Origin of the sequence: Priestia sp. FSL W8-0001 (assembly GCF_038050335.1) — a bacterium.
Taxonomy (GTDB): domain Bacteria; phylum Bacillota; class Bacilli; order Bacillales; family Bacillaceae_H; genus Priestia; species Priestia flexa.
In genome coordinates this window covers 277,502-291,980 of sequence record NZ_JBBPAL010000001.1, presented here as the reverse complement: position 1 = coordinate 291,980, position 14,479 = coordinate 277,502, and the positions used below count along the sequence as shown (strand labels likewise).

Annotated in this window: 14 protein-coding genes; 1 reads left to right on the top strand and 13 read right to left on the bottom strand. The window is 39.4% G+C overall.

Going from position 1 to position 14,479, the window contains the following annotated elements; all coding sequences use genetic code 11:
* Positions 1 to 36: 36 nt before the first annotated feature.
* The 11 genes from mobT to gatC form a co-directional block, all read right to left on the bottom strand.
* The gene (mobT, locus tag MKZ18_RS01605) at positions 37 to 1,221 is read right to left on the bottom strand and encodes a MobT family relaxase (RefSeq protein ID WP_061785318.1); all 1,185 of its coding nucleotides are present in this window, start codon (positions 1,219 to 1,221) and stop codon (positions 37 to 39) included.
* Positions 1,222 to 1,448: 227 nt separating this feature from the next.
* A complete protein-coding gene (locus tag MKZ18_RS01600; protein ID WP_061785317.1) occupies positions 1,449 to 2,789 on the bottom strand; it encodes an FtsK/SpoIIIE domain-containing protein in 1,341 nt (446 codons plus the stop codon).
* Entirely contained in the window at positions 2,789 to 3,169 is a 381-nt protein-coding gene (locus tag MKZ18_RS01595; protein ID WP_061785316.1) for a YdcP family protein, read from the bottom strand. Before MKZ18_RS01595 ends, MKZ18_RS01600 begins: the two co-directional genes overlap by 1 nt.
* Positions 3,170 to 3,182: 13 nt before the next feature.
* On the bottom strand, positions 3,183 to 3,497 hold the full coding sequence (locus tag MKZ18_RS01590) for a YdcP family protein (RefSeq protein WP_033826676.1): 315 nt from the start codon (positions 3,495 to 3,497) through the stop codon (positions 3,183 to 3,185).
* A gap of 101 nt (positions 3,498 to 3,598) precedes the next feature.
* On the bottom strand, positions 3,599 to 3,793 hold the full coding sequence (locus tag MKZ18_RS01585) for a hypothetical protein (RefSeq protein WP_439950863.1): 195 nt from the start codon (positions 3,791 to 3,793) through the stop codon (positions 3,599 to 3,601).
* 63 nt (positions 3,794 to 3,856) lie between these two features.
* Positions 3,857 to 4,402 (bottom strand): MT-A70 family methyltransferase, encoded by a 546-nt coding sequence (locus MKZ18_RS01580; RefSeq protein ID WP_061785315.1) that lies wholly within the window; start codon positions 4,400 to 4,402, stop codon positions 3,857 to 3,859.
* A gap of 231 nt (positions 4,403 to 4,633) precedes the next feature.
* Positions 4,634 to 6,013: a 23S rRNA (uracil(1939)-C(5))-methyltransferase RlmD gene (rlmD, locus tag MKZ18_RS01575; RefSeq protein ID WP_061785314.1), complete on the bottom strand. Its 1,380-nt coding sequence runs from the start codon at positions 6,011 to 6,013 to the stop codon at positions 4,634 to 4,636.
* Positions 6,014 to 6,107: 94 nt separating this feature from the next.
* Entirely contained in the window at positions 6,108 to 7,040 is a 933-nt protein-coding gene (locus MKZ18_RS01570) for a diacylglycerol kinase (protein ID WP_061785313.1), read from the bottom strand.
* A 169-nt stretch (positions 7,041 to 7,209) separates the two neighbouring features.
* Positions 7,210 to 8,640 carry an Asp-tRNA(Asn)/Glu-tRNA(Gln) amidotransferase subunit GatB gene (gatB, locus tag MKZ18_RS01565; protein WP_025910460.1) on the bottom strand — a complete coding sequence of 477 codons (1,431 nt, stop codon included), beginning with the start codon at positions 8,638 to 8,640 and terminating at the stop codon, positions 7,210 to 7,212.
* A gap of 14 nt (positions 8,641 to 8,654) precedes the next feature.
* Entirely contained in the window at positions 8,655 to 10,112 is a 1,458-nt protein-coding gene (gene gatA / locus MKZ18_RS01560; RefSeq protein WP_025910461.1) for an Asp-tRNA(Asn)/Glu-tRNA(Gln) amidotransferase subunit GatA, read from the bottom strand.
* A gap of 16 nt (positions 10,113 to 10,128) precedes the next feature.
* Positions 10,129 to 10,419, bottom strand: coding sequence for an Asp-tRNA(Asn)/Glu-tRNA(Gln) amidotransferase subunit GatC (gatC, locus tag MKZ18_RS01555; RefSeq protein ID WP_025910462.1), 291 nt, complete (start codon positions 10,417 to 10,419; stop codon positions 10,129 to 10,131).
* Positions 10,420 to 10,738: 319 nt separating this feature from the next.
* Between gatC and MKZ18_RS01550 the strand changes: the two genes are divergently transcribed.
* On the top strand, positions 10,739 to 11,230 hold the full coding sequence (locus MKZ18_RS01550; RefSeq protein WP_282023101.1) for a DUF3920 family protein: 492 nt from the start codon (positions 10,739 to 10,741) through the stop codon (positions 11,228 to 11,230).
* 29 nt (positions 11,231 to 11,259) lie between these two features.
* Here MKZ18_RS01550 and MKZ18_RS01545 read toward each other — a convergent pair whose 3' ends face one another.
* On the bottom strand, positions 11,260 to 12,450 hold the full coding sequence (locus MKZ18_RS01545) for a CamS family sex pheromone protein (RefSeq protein ID WP_138117461.1): 1,191 nt from the start codon (positions 12,448 to 12,450) through the stop codon (positions 11,260 to 11,262).
* Positions 12,451 to 12,463: 13 nt separating this feature from the next.
* Positions 12,464 to 14,470 (bottom strand): NAD-dependent DNA ligase LigA, encoded by a 2,007-nt coding sequence (gene ligA / locus MKZ18_RS01540; protein ID WP_078990458.1) that lies wholly within the window; start codon positions 14,468 to 14,470, stop codon positions 12,464 to 12,466.
* Between the last annotated feature and the right edge of the window lie 9 nt (positions 14,471 to 14,479).

The following is a 14,479-nucleotide window of genomic DNA, read 5'->3' as shown; positions in this document are numbered from 1 at the left end:
TCAATTTCAATAGTTTCATGGAATCTCTCTAATCTATCATTTAATTACTTCTTCTGTCGCAAGCGCCTGTTGTATCAACAATTGTTGATGACGCTTGGTTAACTTTGCCCGATCTAACATATCTTTTATCACAGTCGTTTGATTGATTTCATCAAGTTTAGTCGCTAATTTCCAAATAGGGGCAACTTGTCGAGCTAACCATCTGAGCGTTTTATCGAACGTATAAGGTTCAGGTTTTGTGGTTAATGAGATTTTTCTGTTTACACCTAAATCTAAAAATCGTTGCCATTCTTTATTGATTTTCCAACTACTACGACGTTTTTTCTCGTCCTTATCGACAAAACGAATATACCGATTAATAATCGAAAAGGCAGTTCGTCCAGCATCTTCATACACCATTAAATCTACAACCGCATGATAGGCACGATCATTCTTTAAACGAATTTCAAAACGGTTCTTGGTGTCTGTATCTTCCAGTGATGTGCCGTGCTTTACATATTGTTCGTAATCCTTCTCATAGGCGCAGAAGTATACATCACTTTTTAACGAACCGATATATAACGTATTGCCCATATCAGGCTTTTCTTCGCTTTGTACCAATTCACCAGAACGATAGCTTTTAAAACTACGAAACACAGAGATACATTCTTCATTTCGGCATTTTTGAGTTAGAAACGGAATATCCAATATACCTGTCTTATCGTTTATCGCAAGGTCAATTCGTTTAAATACGCCACCAACGCGAAACACATCCATAAAAAAATCAAACCACGTTCGCTGTTGGGCTAGTAGAAAATTTTCAAATTGCCTACATCCTTTTCCTTTGAGTTCGAGTAAACAACCTTTGTCCTCATCAGGCGAAACCATCACCACAATATCGCCAAAGACATATTGTTCAAGGTAAGAATAAAACGCATAATCTTCATGTAACATGTATTCCATTTTCAATTTCAAAATCTCTTCAATGACAGGCTTTGGATTGGTTGTTAAAAAGCGAATTCTCACATAATCAAACAAGATTTCTAAAGGAGCGTCTGGATTAAACTGTTCTAAAACATTGAACAAAGTATTTTGTAATGTCTGAGTAGGAGTCACTTTTCCTGTTTCAATTTCACTAATATATTGTCTTGAAATACCTACATGAACAGCCAATTTATTTTGTGATACACCGTATTCCATTCGTTTTTCTCTTAATTGTTGATACCAAGTTTCTTGATTCATGCGCATCCCTCCAAACTAAAAAAAGATGTCAACTAAAGTCTAAAAGCTGACATCTTCTTCATATGCTTCAAACCGTTGTGCCATCAAGCTTTGTTCGGCTTTTGGAACAGTTTCCTATTGTTTTTCTACCCCCCTGTTAGAAACGGGGGGTAAAGCGTGGCTATCGCCACGCAGGCTTCGCCCAGCACAGCGGTTTTCGCTTCGCACACCGCAGCGCTGGGCAGCCTTTATGACTCTAATTTACCAATTTCTTTTAGAAAATCATGTCCTTTTGGGACAAGCGGTGTATAAAATTCAGAAATAACGTTATCCCCTTTATCGACATAGCCACGACCTTTAATCTGTTTTAAGAAAAACTGTTTTTGCACGTCGCTGCTAAACATCATTCCATATCCGAGCTCACTCATACGACCTAAAGCAACCCGAAAATTAAACTGATCTCGAATCCCATCTCCAAGATATTTTGCATCTGGCCGTTGACAGGCAAGAATAAGGAAAAATCCAGCTTGTCGTCCTAACATAACAATTTGTTTTAGCTTGGTTAACACCGCTGTATTTTCCTTAGAAGCAAGCATTTCCATAAATGCCACGTACTCGTCAAAAATTAAAAAGTGAGGAGATAAGCCTAAATAAGCATAGTTTTCTCCTGTCTTATAGTTAGGCATCTGTTTCATTTCTTCACTACGAGCCATCATAGATTCATAAAACTCATCGATACAGGTTATCATATCTTCCTTTTTGTAGTACACATCAGGCATAACGGTAGCTAAGTCGGCTAAATCGGCATTTTTCGGATCTAAAATATACAATTTTGCATCTGTTTTGAGTAGCGCTTCAATCAATGTAAGAATAAAATAGCTTTTTCCTCCGCCTGTTCCACCAGCAATTAACATATGGGGAAGCTTATCATACTCCCAATCCATTGACTTCATGAGCTTTAAGCGTCCATTTTGTGCAACAACTTCATCAATCGAAATACGGTTCGCAATCATATCATAAAAAAGAACATACTCCACATAGGAATCATGTAACTCTTTTGATACCAATTCACAATACAGGCCACTTTCTAATTTCTTTTCTAAATTTAAAAGTGGTTCTTGATATTTTCCGAGTGTAATTTCTACTTGAATATAAAGCAACCCTTTTTCAAACCGATAATACATCTTTGGAAAATGACTGATTTTTTCCTTTGTTTTATTGGATGGAATGTCCTTAAAGAAGCTCTCTTGTGTAACTTGTTTCGTTTCGTACCAGCCATTTTCCAGAATCATTTTTGCAAGCTTTTGACGGTGAATAACTTGTTTTATTTTGTCATATCGATAGCGATAATAGAGATACGCGCATCCAGCGGTTACAGCTAGGCTTATTAACAAGGTCACCAATCCATACGTGCTGATAAAGTGTGCTTGAAACACATCCAATTTCCACGTGGTAGAGAGTAAAAATGACAGATGAAAAGGGATAAAGGAAACGAGCCATACGCTAGACAATCCAAAGAATACAAATTGAAATACGAGAGAAGCATCTTTTTCCTTAATGCGTTTCCCTCGTCTTCGGAAATTCCTCATTACTTATCCTTAGTTGGCGCAGGTTTTGAATCATTACCGCCTTCCGTTACTGCTTTTCCCTTTAAAACCAAATCATCCGCCTTAATGTACCAATCGACATCCGCACCACGGAATGTTGCATTTGCAACAGTATCTGCGACAGGATTAATAAGCTCTACTTCCGCATTATAATCAAATTCTTTCAATGGAACAGAAACAGGAATACTCACTTGAATCATGCGCCCTTGTTCACGAGACTTTAAATCATAGGTGCGTTCCTTTACTTCTGATGATACTGTACCATCTTCGTTTTGAAGAAACACTTCGCGTCGTAATGCAGAAAATTTTAATAAGCCAAATGTCTTTTCTTTATCGATTACAATTCCTTGTGCTAATCTCATTTCTTTTTCCTCCTTATGCTTTTACCATGTCATCTGCATGTAAGATATAATTTGTGAAACCACGATCCCCAATTTTATAACCTTCTGCGGTAATACGTGGGTTTATCAACTTGACATTTTCCTCGGCTTCAAAGAATTTTTCCCCAGCCTCTTGTGGGAGAATCACCTCAATATCATCTGCACGTTGAATATCGGAATATAGGTTATATCTGCGAGACAGTGTAGTCATACGTCCATTGATCCGTCGCTGTTCGACTTTCCCTTCTCCTGCGTATTCTAAATTTCCAAAAGTCTTTTCCATGTTTGGAATAACATGTTTCAATTCCATTATCTATTACCTCTTTTCTTATTTTTATTTTCACTTATGCATCAATGTGGGAATCAAAGTAAGAAGGGAGGAGAACGAGAAATGTTTATTGTAATCACTCCTTACGCTTCTTGAAAACGATAATCTACACGTCCATAAATCACACACCAAAAAACAACCATCGTCTCTCCTTGTTTGTCACGTATCAATTTCCCGTAAGGAAAAAACGGAAAGTCTTCAATCTCAATCTCATTTAAAACAAAATGATCGTCTATCCATTCCATCACCTTTTCTTCATTTCCTTCCAAAGAAACCACTCCCCTCATTGTTTTGCCAATAAAAGAGCGTGACGGATGCTAATTACCACACGCTAAAATTTGTCATAAGCTACCCTTTTCTAAAGAAAGACTACTTTCCACTTCATTTCCCCACACATCCCAATTTGGAGAAATTTGTCTGGCGAACAATTCAATGCGTGGTAAATCTCCCATCAGTTCTACAATTTGTTCTCTAGCGATGTCTGGTTTCTTACTGTGTCCTTCGACTGGGCTAACAATTAACTGATGAACCCTCTTCGATACTCTTTTGGGACGACCTTTTACAGCTAATAAGCAAATTTCAGCATTCGAGCGTGTCCAGTGACCCAAGCCAAAGAAAAAGCCATTCCCTGATTTATTTTGTTTCACCCAAACAAAAGCAACTGTTTTGAACGTAAACCCCCATGCAGCGATAACTTTTAACGCCTCTTGTAACATAGGGAAGGTTGCCCACAAAAATAAAACACTATCTTTGTGAGAGATAGTATTAATAGGTAGATTACAAATGTCTTTCAAGCTCATTGTGCGATAATGATTTTCTGCCACTCCACTTCCTTTATTTTGTCGATATTGCCACGGTGGATCAGCATAAATAATGTTGTATTTCATATGTCACCTCTATTCTTAATTTTTAGGCATAAAAAAAAGACGCTCATTTTAATTGAACGTCTATAGACAATAGAATCTATTTAATTTAAAATTATTATTTTCTTGTGTTCCCACACCCCAGATTAATTACCACCGAAACAGTAATGTGATTTTTGAGTATCTTATTTCTAGTTTTTTCACCATCTGATACAAAAACGAAATGCTTGTGAAAGTGCTTAAAACTAAGGATTTCTATAAAGTTTGGCGTTGTAGCAACGATACACACTCCACATGCGTCGTATGCGGAAACATATCAACAGGCTGCACTTCCACCGTTTGATAGCCGCCTTCTTCAAGGATCTTGAGATCACGCGCCAGCGTTGCCGGGCCGCATGATACGTAGACGACTTTCTTTGGCTTCATTTTAAGAATTGTTTTTAATAATGCTTCGTCACAGCCTTTTCTCGGCGGATCAACGACGATGACATCCGCTTTGATGCCTTGCTTGTACCAGTTAGGAATGACAACTTCAGCCTCTCCTACTTCAAACTCAGCGTTATCAATGTTGTTTAGCTTAGCGTTGCGCTTAGCGTCTTCAATCGCTTCGGGAACGATTTCTACTCCGTATACCTTCTTGGCTTTTTGCGCTAAAAACAGAGAGATTGTCCCAATTCCGCAATATGCATCAATCACCGTTTCTTCTCCTGTTAAATCTGCATACTCAAGCGCTTTGTCATAAAGTACTTTCGTTTGCTCTGGGTTTACCTGATAAAATGACTTGGCTGAAATAGCGAACTTAACGTCACCGATATAGTCATAAATATATTCTTCGCCCCAAAGTACGTTTGTTTGATCACCCAGAATAACGTTTGTGCGCTTTGTATTGACGTTTTGAACGATTGATTTCACATTCGGCACGGCTTTAACGATTTCTTCAATGATGTGTTTTTTGTTTGGAAGCTCGCTTGTGCGAGTAACAAGCACAACCATAATTTCTCCCGTCGTTAAGCCGTAGCGAGCCATGATGTGGCGAATGGTTCCTTTGTGTTTTTGCTCATGATAAGCGGGAACATTGTACTTTTCAAGAATGCTTTTAACAACTTGAACAACATCATCGTTTTCTTGCTGTTGAATTAGGCACATGTCCATATCAATGATGTCATGGCTGCGCTGCTGATAGAAGCCAGCCACTAAGCCACCGTCTCGATTTGCAACAGGAACCTGCGCTTTGTTACGGTAGCGCCAAGGATCTGTCATACCCATTGTTGGTAGCACCGGCACGTTTGGCAGGTGGCCAATTCTTTCCATTACCCCTTGGACCTGCTTTTGCTTAAACGAAAGCTGACCTTCGTAACTTACGTGCTGAAGCTGACAGCCTCCGCACTGCTTATACACAGGACAGGGAGGTTCTACGCGAGCTTCGCTCACCGTACTGTGATTCATAAGTTTTCCAAACGCATAGCCTTTTTTTACTTTTATTACTTTCACTTGGCCGCTTTCGCCAGGCAGTGCGTTCTGAACAAAGATTGGAAAGCCGTTTACTTTGGCTACGCCTGAACCGTCATGTGTTAAATCTTCAAACGTAACATCTATATAATCATTTTTTTCAACTGGTGGTGTTAACTTTTCCATTTATCGTACATCCTTTGTATTTAAAAATGCTGAACTGATTGTACCACATCGATTCCCTTTACACAAAAGTCGTTTCCATAAAAAAAGATCGCAGTTAGGCGATCTCATTTTTCTCCATTAATTTCGCTGTCTCTTTTGGGACAAAAACTTCTACATGTCGATATAAATTGACAAATTCCCCAGGCAATAATCCGCCGTATTCCCCATCAAGGTTCAGCTGCATCTTATCGTTTGTATGAATCTTAACGCGATTTGCTTTTGTATAAATAATATGGGGGTCATTGATGTGCTCTCCGCGTAGCGCTAATGTAGCAATACGAATAAACTCAGCTAAGTTAGCTTTTTTCAAAATAATTAAATCAAACATTCCATCATCTAAAGAGGAATCTGGCGCTAGCTTCTCAAAGCCTCCAACCGAATTTGTTAAAGATACTAGAAACATCATAATATCTCCGCTAAAAAACTTGCCATCATACTCAATTTCAACCGTGGTTGGCTTAATTGAAGGCAGCATTTCCATTCCTTTTAAGTAGTAAGCAAGCTGACCCAGCATTGTTTTTAACTTACTCGGAACTTCATACGTAAGCTCTGTTAAGCGGCCACCGCCTGCAATATTTACAAAGTGATGCGTCTGTCCTTCGTTGGTAACTGCACCTAGATCAATCGCTTTTGGGACACCGTTAATGATAACATCAACCGCTCCTTCGATCATACGAGGAACGTTAATTGCACGAGCAAAGTCATTGGTTGTTCCTACTGGAATAATCCCTAGCTGAGGTCGATAGTCTTGTCCAGCAATGCCGTTAATAACTTCATTAATCGTTCCATCACCGCCAGCAGCAATGACGATATCAAATTTGCGCTCCACTGCTACCTTAGCAGCTTCTGTCGCATCACCAGCACAGGTAGTTGCATGACAAGACGTCTCATAACCAGCTTGCTCTAGCTTTTGAAGTACCTCTGGTAAATTCTTTTTAAAAATTTCACGCCCCGATGTCGGGTTATAAATGATTCTCGCTCTTTTCATTTTCATCATCCTAATAATGATAATTTATCAAAATCCAAACCAATTCAATATCTACATTATATACATCTGCATAATCTCTATTCCAAAATAAGACCCCCTCTTAAAATAGCAGCTACAATTTTACGAGGGGGCAGTCATCACATGATGTAAAGAAATTAACGGTCGCTAATTAGCGCTTTTTAATTTCTTCTAATAAAATTTTGTTAACCATTGGAGGGTTGGCTTGACCTTTTGACGCTTTCATAATTTGCCCTACTAAGAATCCAATTGCACGGTCTTTACCATTTTTGAAATCTTCAATTGATTGAGGATTTGCATCTAACGCATCCGTTACAAACTTGCGTAGCGTTGCATCGTCAGAAATTTGCACAAGGCCTTTTTCTTTTACGATTTTTTCTGCGCTTCCACCATTTTCAATTAACTCTTTGAAGACTTTTTTCGCAATCTTAGATGAAATTGTGCCTTCCTGAATTAACTTAATCATGCCCGCTAAACCTTCTGGAGTTAATGCTACATCAGCTAACTCTTTTTGGTTTGAGTTTAAGTATGCTGATACTTCACCCATTAACCAGTTAGAAGATAACTTCGCGTCTCCGCCAGCTTCAATCGTTGCTTCAAAGAAATCAGACATTTCTTTTGTTAGCGTTAATACCATTGCATCATAAGCAGGTAACCCAAGTTCTTCAACATAACGTTTCTTACGAGCATCTGGAAGCTCTGGAATTGACGCACGGATGCGCTCTTTCCACTCATCATCAATATGAAGTGCTACAAGGTCTGGCTCTGGGAAGTAACGGTAATCATCCGATCCTTCTTTTACACGCATTAAGAGTGTTTCGCCTGTTGATTCATCAAAGCGGCGTGTTTCTTGCTCAATGATTCCACCAGCTAATAATACTTTCTCTTGGCGCTTTTCTTCATGCTCAAGACCTCGACGTACGAAGTTGAAAGAGTTTAAGTTCTTTAACTCTGTTTTTGTACCGAACTTCTCTTGTCCAACTGGACGTAGAGAAATATTGGCATCACAGCGAAGTGAACCTTCCTCCATCTTACAATCAGATACGCCCGTGTATTGGATGATAGATTTTAATTTTTCTAAGTATGCGTAAGCTTCTTCCGGAGAACGCATATCTGCTTCTGATACGATTTCAATTAAAGGCGTACCTTGACGGTTAAAGTCTACTAGAGAGTAACCATCACCTGTATGCGTTAATTTACCCGCATCTTCTTCTAAGTGAAGTCGGTTAATACGAATACGCTTTGTTTCACCGTTTACTTCAACTTCAATCCAACCGTTTTCACCAATTGGTTTATCAAATTGAGAAATTTGATAAGCTTTTGGGTTATCCGGATAGAAATAGTTTTTACGGTCAAACTTTGTATCTGTTGCGATTTCACAGTTTAATGCAAGAGCTGCTTTCATCGCGAAGTTAACCGCTTCTTTATTTAGAACTGGCAGTACGCCAGGATATCCCAAGTCGATAACGCTTGTGTTCGCATTTGGCGCTGCTCCGAACGCGTTTGGACTTGCTGAGAAAATTTTAGATTTTGTCTTAAGTTCAACGTGTACTTCAAGACCGATAATCGTTTCAAAGTTCATCTTCTTCTCACCCCTTACAGTGCTGGTTTCGCTTTGTGATGCTCAGTTGCTTGTTCGAATGCATGAGCGACGCGATAAATTGTGCTTTCATCAAAATGCTTACCGATAATTTGCAATCCTAATGGTAATCCGTTCGCAAGGCCACAAGGTACAGAGATACCTGGTACGCCTGCAAGGTTTACTGGAATTGTTAAAATATCATTTGCATACATTGTTAACGGATCATCTGTCTTTTCACCAATTTTGAACGCTGGTGTTGGCGTTGTAGGACCAATGATAACGTCATAGTTTTCAAATACAGATTCGAAATCTTCCTTAATAAGCGTACGTACTTGCTGTGCTTTTTTATAATAAGCATCATAATAACCTGAGCTTAACGCAAATGTACCAAGCATGATACGGCGCTTCACTTCGTTACCAAAGCCTTCGCTACGCGTTTGCTTGTACATTTCAAGTAAGTTTTCAGCATTATCTGTGCGGTATCCATAACGTACACCGTCAAAGCGAGATAAGTTTGCAGAAGCTTCTGAAGAAGACAGTAAGTAGTATGTTGCTAAGGCATACTTAGAGTGTGGTAATGAAACCTCTTCCCAAGTTGCGCCAAGGCTTTCTAATACTTTTAATGCATCCAGTACAGATTGACGAGCTTCTTCTCCAACACCTTCACCTAGATATTCTTTTGGTACAGCAATTTTAAGGCCTTTAATATCGCCAGTTAAAGCAGATACATAGTCTGGAACATCTACATTTGCAGAAGTTGAATCCATTGGGTCAACGCCTGAAATCGCTTGAAGTAAATATGCATTATCTTCAACTGAGTTTGTGATTGGTCCGATTTGATCTAAAGAAGATGCAAATGCAACAAGACCGTAACGAGACACGCGTCCGTATGTAGGTTTTAATCCAACAACACCACAATAAGCCGCTGGTTGACGGATTGAACCACCCGTATCAGAACCTAGTGAGAATGGTACTTCGCCAGCTGCAACAGCTGCTGCTGAACCACCGCTAGATCCACCCGGTACATAATCTAAATTCCACGGGTTACGAGTTAATTGTAGGCCAGAGTTTTCAGTTGAAGAACCCATTGCGAACTCATCCATATTTAATTTACCAATCGTTACTGCTTCAGCTGATTGTAGCTTTTGAACAACTGTTGCGTCATAGATTGGATCAAAGTTTGCTAGAATTTTACTGGAGCACGTTGTGCGTAAGTCTTTTGTTACGATGTTATCTTTCACACCGATAGGCATACCAAATAACAAACCAAACTCATCTTTCGTTTGTAGCGCTTCGTCTAGTTGTTTTGCGTAAGCACGAGCGTTATCCTCGTTTAGTGCTAGGAAAGCACCCACTTTATCATCTACTGCGTTAATACGCTTATACGATTCTTCTACTAGGTCTTGTACACTTACTTCTTTGCTATGAAGAAGCTTATGTAATTCTGAAAGTTTACGATCAAATAATGACATCGTAAAGCCTCCTTTCTTATTCTAAAATAGTTGGTACGCGGACGTATCCATCTTTATGGTCTGGCGCGTTTTTCATTACATCTTCAACAGGTAATCCTTTTGCTGGCTTGTCCTCACGCATTACGTTTTTCACGTCTAGTACGTGTGAAGTTGGTTTTACGTTTGTAGTATCCAATTCATCTAACTGCTCAGCGTATGTAATGATTGCATCTAATTGCTTCGTAAATAGAGCTGCTTCTTCATCTGTTACAGCTAATCTAGCTAAATGTGCAACATGTTTTACTTGTTCAACAGAAATTCTTGACATGTTCGTTCACCTCCGAATATTCGTCCCACTACAATATACTGATAATACCAAACTTCACTAGCATCAAGCAACATTTCTGAGAGCAGTTCCATAAATATAAAATCTTCCTTTTAAAATGATAGGGGTTACACTCTATATTCCTCTAGAAAAGGGATTTTTCTCCTGGACTTATTTAGAGTTTTTATTCCTTTTCTTCTAAATGAATAGCTCGTTGACATATATATTAATAACCTCTTCATAAGTTTCTTAATCAGAAGTATAGGGGTAAATAAAAAGGTCGAAAATGAATATGACTGCTAGTAAGGAGTGTGAACATACCATGAATCCATTACTCATTTACTCGACTATTCATAAGCGTCCTGTCTACCAAGAGTGTGAAAACTGGTTTGTGCTAGATGAAGAATTTTCATTTGACTTGCACAGCCTGCAAAAAGAAGTATTCTCATGTCTTAACCGAAAGTTCACAACCCCAGTTGTGTTTTGTGACTCTTGTGAAGCCAATAAGATTGTTTCTGAACTTGGAGAAGAAGAGGCAGAATTCCTTCATTATGCATCCGCCGTTTATTGGAGGGAAGTTGGCATCATTTTTATATTTAATTTTGAGGAGTACTTACCTTTGATTGAAATAATCTTTCATGAATTGCGTCATGTGATGCAAGAAGATATTCCTTTTTTTAAAAAGCAGTTTGAATTTGATAAAAAGTTGCCATATGAAGAGCGAAAAACTGAAAAGGATGCATTTCAATATGCTAAGAGTCACCTGCAAAAATTCATGAAATCTCACCAAGACACACCTTTTTTCTCACAATGAAAAAGCCGCTCAAGTGAGCGGCTTTTAACTTAGTTTTCGTAAATATGCACGGTTGGCGTTTCTTGATCAGGCTTACGGATAATCAGTGCTTCCGGACCGTTTACAGACGTAATGGAAATGCTTGTTTCCATATAGTCTGGGAAATGATCAAGCATTAATCCAGCAACATACTGAGTAAACCCAACAATTTCACCTTTTCCGTAAAATTGAATTGGGATTTCAATGGACATTCTCTGCATCTGACCATCGATATAATGACCTTTCCCTACTACACTTGTAAAGTTCGGGAAGTAATCTTCAATTTGTGCTTTGAATTCATTAAACTTCATTGCATCATCGCGATAGTCTTTATCGGCAGCAGATGACGGGAATAGGTAATACTTTTCATCAACTTTATCCCAGCCGTTCACTGAGTTACGTCCTTTGCCAGCTTGGCCAACGCTAATGAAGTTCCCAGGTGTTAAAGAAGATTTTGGATTTTGCTTAAAGATTGCCACTGTGATTGGCACTTGTTCTAGTCCCTTCTTTTTACGCATACGATCCACGATGGTATTTGCTATCTCTTTGCCTCGCTCTTCAATTTCTTTATCATCCAGCTTAACTTCACGAGCGTATCCATCTTCTTGCGTATAGTAGTGGACAGAATTCATTGCCAGACCAATAACTACCCCGCCAAGCGCAACTTTATCGTCACCGTCTTGAACTAAGTAGTTTTGCTCCGTAATGTGAGCCAAATACATGGGGCTTCTTTCATTTCGTGCTTTTAAGTCTCCATCACCCGTATCGGCTGGATTGAGACCTTCATTCTTTAATGAATCACGATCATTTTCCTCTGTCTTATCCTTTAGTTCTTTAAACTGCGCGTCTGTTTTCTTACGGCTTAACCATGAACGAATCGTCTCTTTGTCTAGATATTGCCCTTCTTGGAACACATATTTGTCAGGTGAAAAATCATCTTGCGCTAGACGCATTAATCCTGTTTCAAACTCTTGAATATCAAGGCGATTATTCATATTCGCTGCTACAAGGCCTCTCGCTACTCCCGGTTTATAAGGAAGAATTGTCCGGTAATACTCATCTGAAATGCTGTATTTTGGGATAACAGCTTTTTCATTTTTATCATCTGTTTGTTGAACAATCTCTTCCTCTTTCGAAAAATTAGGTGTACATGCTGAGGTTATAAGCATGACCATAAGAGACAGTAAAAATATCTTTTTCAACTATACACACCTCTTATTTGTTTAATTCAATAAGTAACCTCGCTTCGTCCCACACTTCAATGCCAAGCTCATTTGCTTTAGCAAGTTTAGAACCTGCGTCTTCCCCCGCAATGACAAGGTCTGTTTTCTTACTTACACTACCTGTTACTTTTCCGCCTAAAGCTTCAATCTCCGCCTTTGCTTCACTTCTACCTAACTCTTCTAATTTACCAGTTAAAACAATCGTTTTACCAGCAAAAACAGAATCAGACTCTTCTACATTGACTGGTTTTGGGCCTTTATACGTCATGTTAACGCCGGCTTCTTGAAGCTCGCTCAACAGCTCTTGCACTTCTTCTTGTGAAAAGTATGTAACGATTGCATCGGCCATCTTATCACCGATCTCATTAATTGTCACTAACTCATCATACGTTGCTTTTTGCAACTTGTCCATCGTATCAAATTGTTGTGCTAGGGTTTTTGCTGCTTTGGCACCAACGTGACGAATGCCTAGACCAAATAGCAACCTTTCAAGAGAATTCTCTTTAGAAGCTTCAATGGCTTTTAACAGATTATCCGCTGATTTCTCACCCATTCGCTCAAGCTCAATTAGCTGCTCTTTTGTTAGTTCGTAAAGATCCGCTACGTCTTTGATTAACTCTTCTTTAAAGAGTTGAGTAATCACTTTCTCACCAAGACCATCAATATTCATTGCATTGCGAGACACAAAGTGAATGAGCCCTTCACGAATTTGAGCTGGGCAGCTTGGATTAATACAGCGAAGCGCTACTTCTCCTTCCAAGCGAACAAGTTCACTCTCACATTCCGGGCAGTGAGTTGGCATCGTAAACTCTTGTTCCTCACCCGTTCGTTTTTCGGTAATTACATTCACAACTTCCGGAATAATATCGCCCGCTTTCTTAATAACTACTTGGTCGCCGATGCGAATGTCTTTTTCACGAATCAAGTCTTCATTGTGTAAAGATGCACGCTGCACGGTCGTACCGGCAACCTGCACAGGTTCTAAAATGGCCGTCGGCGTAATAACACCTGTACGTCCAACCGTGAGCTCGATATCTTTTAGAGTTGTTACAACTTCTTCTGCAGGAAACTTATAAGCGATTGCCCAACGCGGACTTTTTGCCGTTGTACCAAGCTTACTCTGTTGCTCAAACGAATCGACTTTAATAACAATCCCATCGATATCATAATCAAGAGATGGGCGTTTTTCCTGCCAGTTTTCAATGTAAGCAAGAACTTCTTCAATGGTAGCACATTTTTGACGCTCTTTATTTGTTTTAAAACCAAGATGGTCTAAAAGGTCTAAGCTTTCACTATGAGCTTCTACTTCCTGCTCACCCGCATCCGTCATTGCATACACAAAAATATCAAGATTTCGCTTTGCTGCAATTTTAGGATCTAACTGACGCAGTGAACCAGCAGCGGCATTACGAGGGTTTGCAAACGGAAGCTCTTCATTTTGAATCTTAGCTTCATTTAATTTTTCAAATGACTTTCTCGGCATGAATGCTTCTCCGCGCACTTCCATTGTCACCGGGTCTTTTACACGAAGAGGAATTGAACGAATTGTTTTCAGATTCTCGGTGATGTCTTCACCAATTGTCCCATCTCCACGCGTAGCTCCACGTACTAGGTAGCCATCCTCGTAAAGTAAAGAGACTGCTAAGCCATCGATTTTCAACTCGCATACATAGGAAAAATCATCTCCTACGACTTGGCGAATACGACGATCAAAATCACGCAAATCCTGCTCATCAAACGCATTGCCTAAGCTGAGCATCGGCGTGCGGTGCTCAACCTTTTGAAAGGCATCAAGCACCTGGCCGCCAACGCGCTGAGTAGGAGAATCTTGCGTTTTCAACTCCGGAAATGCTTCTTCTAATTTAATCAGCTCGTTCATTAAGCGGTCGTATTCCGCATCCGGAACTGTTGGCTGATCTAATACATGATACTCATAGTTATAGCGATTTAAAAGCTCATGCAACTCTTGAATTCTTTGTTTGCTCGTTTCAAGATCCATATCCTTACT

Excerpts from the sequence above, each read along its gene's own strand:
- mobT (WP_061785318.1), bottom strand. The coding sequence starts at position 1,221 with ATGAATCAAGAAACTTGGTATCAACAATTAAGAGAAAAACGAATGGAA.
- MKZ18_RS01600 (WP_061785317.1), bottom strand. The coding sequence starts at position 2,789 with ATGAGGAATTTCCGAAGACGAGGGAAACGCATTAAGGAAAAAGATGCT.
- MKZ18_RS01595 (WP_061785316.1), bottom strand. The coding sequence starts at position 3,169 with ATGAGATTAGCACAAGGAATTGTAATCGATAAAGAAAAGACATTTGGC.
- MKZ18_RS01590 (WP_033826676.1), bottom strand. The coding sequence starts at position 3,497 with ATGGAATTGAAACATGTTATTCCAAACATGGAAAAGACTTTTGGAAAT.
- MKZ18_RS01580 (WP_061785315.1), bottom strand. The coding sequence starts at position 4,402 with ATGAAATACAACATTATTTATGCTGATCCACCGTGGCAATATCGACAA.
- rlmD (WP_061785314.1), bottom strand. The coding sequence starts at position 6,013 with ATGGAAAAGTTAACACCACCAGTTGAAAAAAATGATTATATAGATGTT.
- MKZ18_RS01570 (WP_061785313.1), bottom strand. The coding sequence starts at position 7,040 with ATGAAAAGAGCGAGAATCATTTATAACCCGACATCGGGGCGTGAAATT.
- gatB (WP_025910460.1), bottom strand. The coding sequence starts at position 8,640 with ATGAACTTTGAAACGATTATCGGTCTTGAAGTACACGTTGAACTTAAG.
- gatA (WP_025910461.1), bottom strand. The coding sequence starts at position 10,112 with ATGTCATTATTTGATCGTAAACTTTCAGAATTACATAAGCTTCTTCAT.
- gatC (WP_025910462.1), bottom strand. The coding sequence starts at position 10,419 with ATGTCAAGAATTTCTGTTGAACAAGTAAAACATGTTGCACATTTAGCT.
- MKZ18_RS01550 (WP_282023101.1), top strand. The coding sequence starts at position 10,739 with ATGAATCCATTACTCATTTACTCGACTATTCATAAGCGTCCTGTCTAC.
- ligA (WP_078990458.1), bottom strand. The coding sequence starts at position 14,470 with ATGGATCTTGAAACGAGCAAACAAAGAATTCAAGAGTTGCATGAGCTT.